At 73.4% G+C, this 2,385-nt stretch carries 2 protein-coding genes; both read left to right on the top strand.

What is annotated here, in order from left to right; genetic code table 11:
* The first annotated feature begins 130 nt into the window (after positions 1-130).
* Positions 131-1,420, top strand: a complete 1,290-nt coding sequence (locus ACWGI8_RS43140; RefSeq protein ID WP_453668955.1) for a DUF6986 family protein — start codon at positions 131-133, stop codon at positions 1,418-1,420.
* Between the two features lie 75 nt (positions 1,421-1,495).
* Positions 1,496-2,385: serine/threonine-protein kinase (locus ACWGI8_RS43135; RefSeq protein ID WP_453668953.1), on the top strand; the 890-nt coding region annotated here is incomplete at its 3' end.

The following is a 2,385-nucleotide window of genomic DNA, read 5'->3' as shown; positions in this document are numbered from 1 at the left end:
CGGTGAACCCCACCACGCGGCCCCGCGCCGTTCCGGGGACCATTGACGCAGGTCAGTCGCCCGGATAGCTTCACCATACGGATTGTTGATTCCGGCAGACGGAAACGGCGAGAGTGTGGAGGGTGCGGTAATGGGTCAGCAGGAGAAGGTGGCGACGAGCCTCGCCGGCGCGGTCAGCGAGGACATCAGCGCCTCCCTCGCACCGGTGGACGCCGAGCTCGCCCGCCGCTACCCGGGAGACCCCGGCACCCGCCAGCCCATCCACACCGTCTACGTGCCCGGTGACGCCTTCGGCGCCGGCACCATCCGCTCCTGGGGCGACCAGGCCCTCGCGGCCCTCGACGAGCACGCGCCGGACGCCGGGACCCTGGCCCGGGTCCTGGGCCTCTCCGACGAGCTCGCCGAGCCCGTGTACACGCGGGTACGGGCCAAGCTGGAACGCGAGCCCATCGAGGACCTTCGCGTCGACTTCGAGGACGGCTACCACGGCCGCGACGAGGACGCGGACGCCGCCCGCGCCGCCCGCCTGATCTCCGAGGCGTACGCGAACCGCACCGCTGCCCCGTACATGGGCATCCGGATGAAGTGCATGGAGGCCGCCGTACGCGACCGCGGCATCCGCACCACGGACATCTTCCTCACCGGCCTGATGGAGCACGGAGGACTGCCCGACGGACTCGTCCTCACCCTCCCCAAGGTCACCTACCCCGAGCAGGTCACGGCGTTCGTCCGGCTCCTCGAAGCCTTCGAGAAGGCCCATGGCCTGGACGCCGGCCGGATCGGCTTCGAGATCCAGATCGAGACCAGCCAGTCCATCCTCGCCGCCGACGGCACCGCCACCGTCGCCCGCATGATCGACGCCGCCGAGGGCCGCGCCACCGGTCTGCACTACGGCACCTTCGACTACAGCGCCTGCCTCGGCGTCAGCGCCGCGTACCAGGCCAGCGACCACCCGGCCGCCGACCACGCCAAGGCGATCATGCAGGTCGCCGCCGCCGGCACCGGCGTGCGGGTCTCCGACGGCTCCACGAACGTGCTGCCCGTCGGCTCCACCGAGCACGTCCACCAGGCCTGGAAGCTCCACTACGGCCTCACCCGCCGCGCCCTGGCCCGCGCGTACTACCAGGGCTGGGACATGCACCCGGGGCACCTCCCGACCCGCTACGCCGCCGTCTTCGCCTTCTACCGCGAGGGCATGGAGGCGGCAGCCGCCCGCCTCGCCGCGTACGTGGCGAAGACCGAGGGCGACATCATGGACGAGCCCGCCACCGCGAAGGCGCTCAGCGGCTATCTGCTGCGCGGCCTCGACTGCGGCGCCCTCGACAACGACGAGGTCGCCCGCCTCACCGGGCTCACCCGCGCCGAGCTCGACGCCTTCGCCCGGCCGCGCCGCGGCGACCTGACGGCCACGGCGCAGTAACACGCGCCGGAGCGAACACCCCTGCCCCCGTAGTCTGTACGCCACACCACAGGCGATCAGAGGAACGGGGCAGCGGTGTCTTCGGGGGAGAACGAGCGGCTGGCCGGCCGCTACCGGGTGATCGGGCAACTGGGCCGTGGCGGCATGGGCGTCGTCTGGCGCGCCGTCGACGACGTCCTCGGCCGCGAGGTCGCCGTCAAGGAGCTGCGGACGTACACGGACTCGTCCGCGCCCGAACTGGCCGCTCTGCGGCTGCGGATGCAGCGCGAGGCGCGCGCGGCGGCACGGGTACGCCACCCGGGGGTCATCGCCGTCCACGACGTCACCGAGCACGAGGGCCGGCCGGTCATCGTGATGGAGCTCGTCGACGGGCCGTCGCTCGACGACGTGCTCTCCGAGCGCGGTGTGATGGACCCGCGCGAGGCCGCGGCCGTCGGCGCCCGGGTGATGGAGGCGCTGGGCGCGGCCCATCGCGTCGGCGTGCTCCACCGCGACGTCAAGCCGGGCAACATCCTGCTGGACCGCACCGGCCGTGTCGTCCTCACCGACTTCGGCATCGCCGCGATGGACGACCCCGGCGACGGCTCGGCCACGCATCTGACGCGCAGCGGCGAACTGGTCGGCTCGCTCGACTACTTGGCCCCCGAGCGTGCCCAGGGCCACGACCCGGGCCCCGCCTCCGACGTCTGGGCGCTCGGCGCCACGCTCTACGCGGCGGTGGAGGGCTCGTCCCCATTCCGCCGTACGTCGACGTGGTCCACCCTCACCGCGATCGTCGGCGACCCGCTGCCCGAACCGCGCCGGGCCGGCCGGCTGGGCCCCGTCCTGCAGCTGCTGATGCACAAGGATCCCTCCCGGCGGCCCGACGCGGCCACCGCCGCGCGACTGCTGGAGGAGGTCGCGGGCGGCCGGGAAACGGCGGACACGATGGGGCTGCGGGGCGTGGTGCCGCCGAGGACCGGGGC

Source organism: Streptomyces sp. NPDC054841 (assembly GCF_053611045.1).
This window is presented reverse-complemented; position numbering and strand designations above follow the sequence as displayed.